6 protein-coding genes are annotated in these 7,966 nt (G+C 70.8%); all 6 read left to right on the plus strand.

Annotation, left to right across the window (positions count from 1 at the left end; genetic code table 11):
- Positions 1-38: 38 nt before the first annotated feature.
- The 6 genes from G515_RS0108865 to G515_RS0108890 all read left to right on the plus strand — a co-directional run bounded on the left by G515_RS0108865 (position 39) and on the right by G515_RS0108890 (position 7,740).
- Positions 39-848: a crotonase/enoyl-CoA hydratase family protein gene (locus G515_RS0108865; RefSeq protein ID WP_028659862.1), complete on the plus strand. Its 810-nt coding sequence runs from the start codon at positions 39-41 to the stop codon at positions 846-848.
- Positions 845-2,875 (plus strand): acetoacetate--CoA ligase, encoded by a 2,031-nt coding sequence (locus G515_RS0108870; RefSeq protein ID WP_169570515.1) that lies wholly within the window; start codon positions 845-847, stop codon positions 2,873-2,875. The genes G515_RS0108865 and G515_RS0108870 overlap by 4 nt, the downstream gene beginning before the upstream one ends.
- A complete protein-coding gene (locus G515_RS0108875; protein WP_028659864.1) occupies positions 2,872-3,798 on the plus strand; it encodes a 3-hydroxyacyl-CoA dehydrogenase NAD-binding domain-containing protein in 927 nt (308 codons plus the stop codon). The genes G515_RS0108870 and G515_RS0108875 overlap by 4 nt, the downstream gene beginning before the upstream one ends.
- A gap of 51 nt (positions 3,799-3,849) precedes the next feature.
- A complete protein-coding gene (locus G515_RS0108880; protein ID WP_028659865.1) occupies positions 3,850-5,391 on the plus strand; it encodes an acyl-CoA synthetase in 1,542 nt (513 codons plus the stop codon).
- On the plus strand, positions 5,388-6,284 hold the full coding sequence (locus G515_RS0108885; RefSeq protein WP_157571055.1) for an amidohydrolase family protein: 897 nt from the start codon (positions 5,388-5,390) through the stop codon (positions 6,282-6,284). The genes G515_RS0108880 and G515_RS0108885 overlap by 4 nt, the downstream gene beginning before the upstream one ends.
- Positions 6,285-6,429: 145 nt before the next feature.
- Positions 6,430-7,740, plus strand: coding sequence for an MFS transporter (locus G515_RS0108890; RefSeq protein WP_028659867.1), 1,311 nt, complete (start codon positions 6,430-6,432; stop codon positions 7,738-7,740).
- Positions 7,741-7,966 lie beyond the last annotated feature (226 nt).

Here is a 7,966-nt window from a genome sequence, read left to right on the forward strand (position 1 = left end):
GAATATCAGGATTCCTGTTAATTCCGAGGAGTCGACCCATGCCAGTAGATCTGTGGCCCGCCGACCTGCCGGACGCCCTGCGCGCCGAGCTGGTCGACGACATCGCCGTGCTCACGCTTGCCCGTCCCCACAAGCGCAACGCCCTGAGCGACGAGGCGGTGCTGGGGATCGAGCGCTTCTTCGCCGCCATCGAGCAGGGACAGGGCGAACAGGTCCGTGCCGTCGTCATCGATGCGGAGGGCGACCACTTCTGCGCCGGACTCGACCTCGGCGAGATGGCCGAGCGTGACACCTTCTCCGGTGTGGCGCACTCCCGGATGTGGCACCGGGCCTTCGAGCGGATCGAGTTCGGGCCGGTCCCGGTCGTCTCCGCGCTCAAGGGAGCCGTGGTCGGGGGCGGGCTCGAGCTCGCCTCGGCGACCCATATCCGGGTCGCGGAGGAGTCCACCTTCTACGCGCTCCCCGAGGGGCAGCGCGGACTCTTCGTCGGCGGCGGCGCCTCGGTACGGGTGCCGCGCCTGATCGGGGTGGCGCGGATGGCCGACATGATGCTCACCGGTCGGCGCTACTCCGCCGAGGAGGGACAGGCCATCGGTCTGAGTCAGTACGTCGTGCCGGACGGCACCGCCCGCAAGACCGCGATCGAACTGGCCCACCGGATCGCCCAGAACGCCCCGCAGACCAACTTCGCCGTCGTCCAGGCACTGCCGCGGATCGCGGAGGCCAACCCGCGCGACGGGTTCTTGATGGAGTCGATGATGGCCGCCATCGCCCAGGGCACCGATGACGCGAAGGGCCGGATGCGCGACTTCCTCGCCGGCCGCGCGAAGAAGGTGACCGACGAATGACCGCCCCGATGGCAACCGAGCGTTCCGAGTCGGTCGGCGGCACCGCTGTCCAACAGGGTCAGATCATCTCCACCCCCCCGAGCGACGTACTCGACCGGACCCAGGTAGGTGGCTTCCTGCGCTGGCTGCGAGCCGAGCGCGGGCTCGACCTCGGTGGCCACGACGAGCTGTGGGAGTGGTCGGTCGACGACCTGGCCGGGTTCTGGTCGGCCGTGTGGGAGTACTTCGAGGTCCGCAGCCATGCCGAGCTGGCGGACGGGGCGCCGTACTCCACCGTCCTGACCGGCCGCGAGCTGCCAGGGACTCGGTGGTTCACCGACGCCGCGATCAACTACGCCGAGCATGCGCTCGACGGCTGGGCCGATCCGGACGAGGTGGCGGTGCTGGGCCGCTCCCAGACCCGGCCGGACGTGGAGCTGACCGTCGCCGAGCTGCGCGACCGGGTCGCCCGGGCCCGGCAGGCCCTCGAGCGACTCGGGGTGCGCCGGGGTGACCGCGTCGTGGGCTACCTGCCGAACATCCCCGAGACGCTGGTGGCCTTCCTCGCCACCGCGAGCCTGGGTGCGACCTGGGCGAGCTGCGCCAGCGAGTTCGGGCCGCGCAGCGTGATCGACCGGTTCGCCCAGGTGGAGCCCACCGTGCTGCTGGTCGCCGCCGGCTACCGCTACGGCGCCAAGGACATCGACCGTCGCGGTCAGATCGCCGAGATCCGGGCCGAGCTCCCCACCGTGGAGCACGTGATCGACGTGGAGTACGGCGACCACCGGGTCGAGGACGCCCTGTCCTGGTCCGGTCTGCTCGCCGCCGAGGACGGTGGCGACCCGGTCTTCGAGCCGGTGCCGTTCGACCACCCCCTGGTGGTGCTCTTCTCCTCCGGCACGACCGGGAAGCCGAAGGCGATCGTGCACGGCCACGGCGGCATCCTGCTCGAGCACCTGAAGAACCACGCCTTCTCCTGGGACATGGGTCCGGGCGACCGGATGCTCTGGTTCTCCACCACCGCCTGGATGATGTGGAACGCGCTGGTCTCCTCACTCCTGGTGCGTTCCTCGATCGTGATGATCGACGGCAACCCGATGTACCCCGACGTGGCCTGGCAGTGGCGGCTGGCCGCCGAGACCGGCGCCACCGTGATGGGCGCCAGCCCCGGATTCGTGATGGCCTCCCGCAAGGAGGGCCTCGACCTGCGCGACGGCAGCGCCACCGGCGGCCGCGAGCTCGCCGTGCGCACCCTGGGGTCGGCGGGTGCGCCGCTCCCGCCCGAGGGCTACGCCTGGCTGGCCGAGCAGTTGCCCGGCGCCATGATCAACGTCGGCAGCGGCGGCACCGACGTGTGCTCCGGCATCGTGCAGAACAACCCGCTCCTCCCGGTCTATGCCGGTGAGATCTCCGGCCGCGCCCTCGCCGTCGACGCGCACGCCTACGACGAGCAGGGCCGCGAGGTCGTGGACGAGCTCGGCGAGCTGGTCATCACCTCCCCGATGCCCTCGATGCCAGTGGGCTTCTGGGGCGATGCGGACGGCAGCCGCTACCGGGCCGCCTACTTCGACCACTTCCCGGGCGTGTGGCGGCACGGTGACTGGATCGTCTTCCACGAGAACGGCTCCTGCCACGTGGCCGGCCGCTCCGATGCGACGCTCAACCGCGGCGGCGTCCGGCTCGGGACCGCCGAGTTCTACCGGGTCGTGGAGGAGGTCGACGGCGTCGCGGACAGCCTCGTCGTCCACCTGGAGGACCCCGACGGCGGCAACGGCGAGCTGCTCTGCTTCCTGGTCGCCGAGTCGGGCGAGGTCGACGACGCGCTGCGCGGACAGGTGGTCGCGGCGCTGCGGACGGCGCTCTCCCCGCGGCACGTGCCGGACCGGGTGATCGGCGTACCCGTGATCCCGCGCAACCTCACCGGCAAGAAGCTGGAGCTGCCGGTCAAGCGGATCCTGCAGGGAGCTCGCCTGGAGGACGTCGCCAGCCGGGACGCGCTGGCCGACCCCGCGTCGCTGGACGCCTTCGTCGCGATGGCCGCCCGATGATCGCCCCGGAGCAGGTCCGCACCATCGGCGTCGTCGGCACCGGCGCGATCGGAGCCAGCTGGGTCGCCCTCGGGCTCCAGCACGGACTGGACGTCGTCGCCTGGGATCCCGCCGAGGACGCCCCCGAGCGGCTCTCCGAGCGGTTGAACTCCCTGGCCTCCCCTGACGTGGGGGTCGGGGAGGCCAGGGTCACCTTCGTCGAGACCCCCGAGGACGTGGCGGCCGCGGCCGACATCGTCTTCGAGGCCGGCCCGGAGCGACTGGAGACCAAGCGGGAACTGTTCGCCCGACTGGATGCCGCGGCCGGCCCGGAGGTCCTGCTGACCAGCAGCTCCTCGGGTCTGCGGCCGAGCACGTTCCAGGACGCCTGCACCCGGCACCCGGAGCGGGTGCTGGTGGCCCACCCGTTCAACCCGCCCCACCTGGTTCCGCTGGTCGAGGTGGTCGGCGGTGCGGCGACCTCCGACGAGGCCGCCGAGGCGGCGCTCGCCGTCCTGCGCCACCTGGGCAAACAGCCGATCCGGATCCGCCGCGAGGTGCCCGGTCACGTGGCGAACCGGCTCCAGGCCGCGCTGTGGCGCGAGGCCTACCACCTGGTCGAGCAGGGGGTGGTCTCGGTCGCGGATATCGACACCGCGATCGCCTCGGGCCCCGGCCTACGCTGGGCGCTGCTGGGTCCCTTCGCCACCCAGCACGTGTCGGGCGGCCCCGGTGGGTTCGCGCACGTGATGGCACATCTCGGACCGCCGATGGTCGAGTGGTGGGATGACCTCGGCAGCCCCGAATTCTCCGAGGACCTGGTGAGCACCCTGGTCGCCGGCGTCGACGAGGAGATGGACGGCGTCGACGTCCCCGACCTGGTCGCCCGGCGCGACCGCGCCCTCACCGCCCTGCTCGACCTCAAGCGGGATCAAGGACTCTGAGGAGCCCCCTGTGACCCCGCCGCCCCACGAACCCTCCGATCAGGACACTGCATGAACGACAACGGCATCGGTTCCTGGCCCGCCCGCCGGGCCCGGATGACCCCGCACGCCCGAGCGCTGGTCCAGGACGACCACACCCTCACCTACGCCGAACTGGAGACGCTGGTCGGCAGCGCCGCCGCCGGGCTCCGCGACCGTGGCATCGGCCGCGGTGACCGGGTGGCCTTCCTCGGCCTGAACTCGATCGAGCTGATCGTCACCCTGTACGCCACCGCCCGGCTGGGTGCGGTCTTCCTCCCCCTGAACACCCGGCTGGCCGCACCCGAGCTCGCCTGGATCCTGGGCGACAGCGAGCCCGCTGTGCTGATCCACGCCGAGGAGTTCGACGAGACGGTCGCGCTCCCGGAGATCGCCGCGACCGGCGTACCGCTGCACCGGGTGAGCACCGAGGGCGGCCGCGGCCTCGGTGCGCTGCTGGTGCCCGACGCCGAGCCGGTGCCGGCGTGCACGGTCGGGCTCGACGACCTCTTCATGATCCAGTACACCTCCGGCACCAGCGGCCGCCCCAAGGGTGTGCAGCTCACCCATGGCAACATCACCTGGAACGCCTACAACCTGCTCGTCGACGTGGACCTGCGTTCGGACGAGGTCGCACTGGTGACCGCGCCGCTGTTCCACACGGCCGCGCTCAACCAGATCCTGCTGCCGACCCTCCTCAAGGGCGGCACCTCGCTGATCGCGGCCAAGTTCGACCCCGGCGAGGCGCTCCGCACGATCGAGCGGGAGGGCGTGACGCTGCTGTTCGGGGTGGCCTCGATGTACCTCGCGCTGGCCCAGCACCCCGACTGGGAGACCGCGGACCTGAGCACCCTACGCTCCGCGCTGAGCGGGGGAGCGCCGATCCCGGTCACCCTGCTGGAGACCTGGCGCGACCGCGGGCTCACCATCATCCAGGGGTACGGCCTCACCGAGGCCTCGCCGGGCACCACGATGCTGCGGGTCGGCGAGGCCCTCGATCGGCTCGGTTCGGCCGGTACGCCGTGCTTCTTCACCGACGTCCGCCTGGTCGGCCCGGACGGCGACCCGCCCGAGACCGGTCAGCCGGGGGAGATCCTGGTGTCCGGCCCCAACGTCACGCCCGGCTACTGGCGCAATGAGGAGGCCACCGCCGGCAGTTTCGAACCGGGTGGCTGGCTGCGTACCGGGGACGTGGCCGTGCTGGACGAGGACGGCTTCCTCTACGTCGTCGACCGGGTCAAGGACATGTTCATCTCCGGCGGGGAGAACGTCTACCCGGCCGAGGTCGAACAGGCCGTCTACACCCACCCGGGGGTCGCCGAGGTGGCCGTCATCGGCGTCCCGGACGCGCGCTGGGGCGAGGTCGGCCGCGCGGTCGTCGTGCGACGCGCCGACACTTCGCTGACCGAGGCCGATCTGTTGGCCCACCTGGACGGCCGTTTGGCCCGCTACAAGATCCCGCGCAGTGTCGTCTTCGTCGACCAGATCCCCCACAACGCCTCCGGCAAGCTGCTCAAGTCCCGGGTCCGGGAACTGCACGGCGACGCCGATCTCTCCCAAGGAGCCACCAGATGACCACCCCCACCCGCTACGAACCGCGCATCGACCTCGAGGAGATCTCCGCCCTCGACATGCACGTGCACGTCGAACAGGACGATCACGGCTGCCTGTCGCTCTCCGATGACCTGATGGATGCCTCGGCGGCGTACTTCAAGTCCTCCGACAACCGCACCCCGACCGTCGACGACCTCGCCGAGCGCTACCGCGAGCACGGCATGGCCGCGGTCGTCTTCACCGTCGACGCCGCCACCGCCACCGGCCAGCCCGCACTGTCCAGCGAGGAGATCGCCGAGCGGTGCGCCGTGCACTCCGACGTGCTCATCCCGTTCGGCTCGGTCGACCCGCACCGCGGTGCGGACGCGGTCGCGCAGGCCCGCCGGCTGGTGACCGATCACGGCGTCCGCGGGTTCAAGTTCCACCCGAGCCTGCAGGCCTTCGCGCCCAACGACCCGGCGTTCTCGCCGCTGTGGGAGGCGCTCGAGGAGTTGGGGGTGCCGGCCCTGTTCCACACCGGCCAGAACGGCATCGGCGCCGGTCTCCCCGGCGGGCGCGGCATCAAGCTGCGCTACTCCCAGCCGCTGCTGCTCGATGACGTCGCCGCGGACCACCCCGGTCTCACCGTGATCCTCGCGCACCCGTCGGTGCCGTGGCAGGGCGAGGCGATCTCGATGGCCACCCACAAGGCGAACGTCTACATCGACCTCTCCGGCTGGTCGCCGAAGTACTTCCCGGCCGAGCTCGTCCGCGCGGCCGGCGGCATGCTCAAGCGCAAGGTGCTCTTCGGCAGCGACTACCCGCTGATCAGCCCGGAGCGCTGGATCTCCGACGCCGAGGGCCTGGGCTGGAAGCCCGAGGTCATGCCCGGGATCCTCAAGGGGAACGCCGCCAAGGTGCTCGGCCTGGCCTGACCGGTAGAGCGCTGTCGCTGCGACCCCTCGAGGCTCTCTCGAGGGGTCGCCACATTTTCACCCTCGATCCACTTGACCGTGGTGACCCGTATCACCATGATTGCCAGGAACCCTGTTAATCAGGATTCCTGAACTAGGAGACATCATGACCAGCACCCTCGGCACCCCCGACGCCGGGACCGGCGAGCAGTCCCGCCGGATGGGCAAGATCGTGGCGAGCAGCTTCACCGGCAGCCTGATCGAGTACTACGACTTCCTGCTCTACTCCACCGCCTCGGCCACCGTGTTCGGCCAGGTGTTCTTCTCCGACCTCGACCCGGTCACCGGCACCATCGCCTCCTTCGGCACCTTCGCCGCCGGTTACCTGGCGCGGCCACTGGGCGGCGTGATCTTCGGTCACTACGGCGACAAGCTCGGCCGCAAGAAGATGCTGGTGCTCACCATGACCATCATGGCGCTGGTCAGCTTCGCGATCGGCCTGCTGCCGACGTACGCCGCGATCGGGGCGGCCGCACCGGTCCTGCTGATCCTGCTCCGGGTGATCCAGGGCGTCGCGATCGGTGGCGAGTGGGGCGGTGCGGTGCTGATGACCGCCGAGCACGCCACCACCCGACGCGGGCTGTGGGCCTCCTTCACCAACGCCGGCGCCCCGGCGGGCATGCTGCTCTCCACCGCGGTGATGGCGGTGATGGCCTCGGTCACGACGCCGGACCAGTTCCTCGCCTGGGGCTGGCGGGTGCCGTTCCTGCTGAGCATCGTCCTGCTCGGCGTGGGCCTGTGGATCCGGCTGAGCGTCGAGGAGTCCCCGGCGTTCTCCGCGATGAAGGAGCAGAAGAAGGAGGCGAAGGTCCCGCTCTTCGATGTCCTGCGCAACCACCCGCGCAACCTGTTCCTGGCCGCCGGCGTCGGGCTGGGCGCCTTCATCATCCAGGGTGTGCTGACCACCTTCCTGATCAGCTACGCCCTCGGCGCCGGCTTCGAGCGGTCCACCGTGCTGAACGCGCTGACCATCTCCTCGGCCGGAGCCATCCTCGGCATCATCGGCTGGTCCGCGCTCAGCGACCGGCTGGGTCGACGCCCGGTCGTGATGACCGCGGCAGCCGTGACCGCCGTCTACGGCTACCTGCTCTTCCCGATGATCGACTCGGGGAGCACCGCCCTGCTCGTGCTGGCCGCGGTGCTCGGGCAGTCGGTCATCCACGCCGCCTTCTACGGCCCGCTGGCCGCGCTGATGAGCGAGGTGTTCTCGACCGAGTCCCGTTACACCGGTGCCTCCCTGGGCTACCAGTTGGCCGGCATGGGTGCCGGGATCTCGCCGCTGCTCTTCGCCTGGCTGCAGAGCGCCGGCGCCGGCACGATGCTGCTCTCCACCGTGATCGCGGCTTTCTGCGCGCTCAGCATCGTCTGCCTGCTCGCGCTCGGTGAGACCAAGGACCGGGAGCTGATCGACGCCTGATCGATCCTGCCGGGCGGGCGGTGAGGGGGTGCTCGTCCGGCAAGGATGCAGAACGATGCCCGCTTCCCGGGGTGGAACTCCACCCCGGGAAGCGGGCATCTCGGCTACCTACCTCGCCGAAGGGGCAAGGGGTCCGCCCCGTGGTCTCACCCCGAGACCAGCTCCGACTCGCGGTCGGGAGAGGGCCGGTGGCCGAGGTCGGCCGTGGGGACGTCCTTGGTCTCGC

Origin of the sequence: Nocardioides insulae DSM 17944, from assembly GCF_000422825.1 — a bacterium.
GTDB lineage: Bacteria > Actinomycetota > Actinomycetes > Propionibacteriales > Nocardioidaceae > Nocardioides > Nocardioides insulae.

Coding starts and splice junctions, on each gene's coding strand:
- G515_RS0108865 (WP_028659862.1), top strand. CDS start 39: ATGCCAGTAGATCTGTGGCCCGCCGACCTGCCGGACGCCCTGCGCGCC.
- G515_RS0108870 (WP_169570515.1), top strand. CDS start 845: ATGACCGCCCCGATGGCAACCGAGCGTTCCGAGTCGGTCGGCGGCACC.
- G515_RS0108875 (WP_028659864.1), top strand. CDS start 2,872: ATGATCGCCCCGGAGCAGGTCCGCACCATCGGCGTCGTCGGCACCGGC.
- G515_RS0108880 (WP_028659865.1), top strand. CDS start 3,850: ATGAACGACAACGGCATCGGTTCCTGGCCCGCCCGCCGGGCCCGGATG.
- G515_RS0108885 (WP_157571055.1), top strand. CDS start 5,388: ATGACCACCCCCACCCGCTACGAACCGCGCATCGACCTCGAGGAGATC.
- G515_RS0108890 (WP_028659867.1), top strand. CDS start 6,430: ATGACCAGCACCCTCGGCACCCCCGACGCCGGGACCGGCGAGCAGTCC.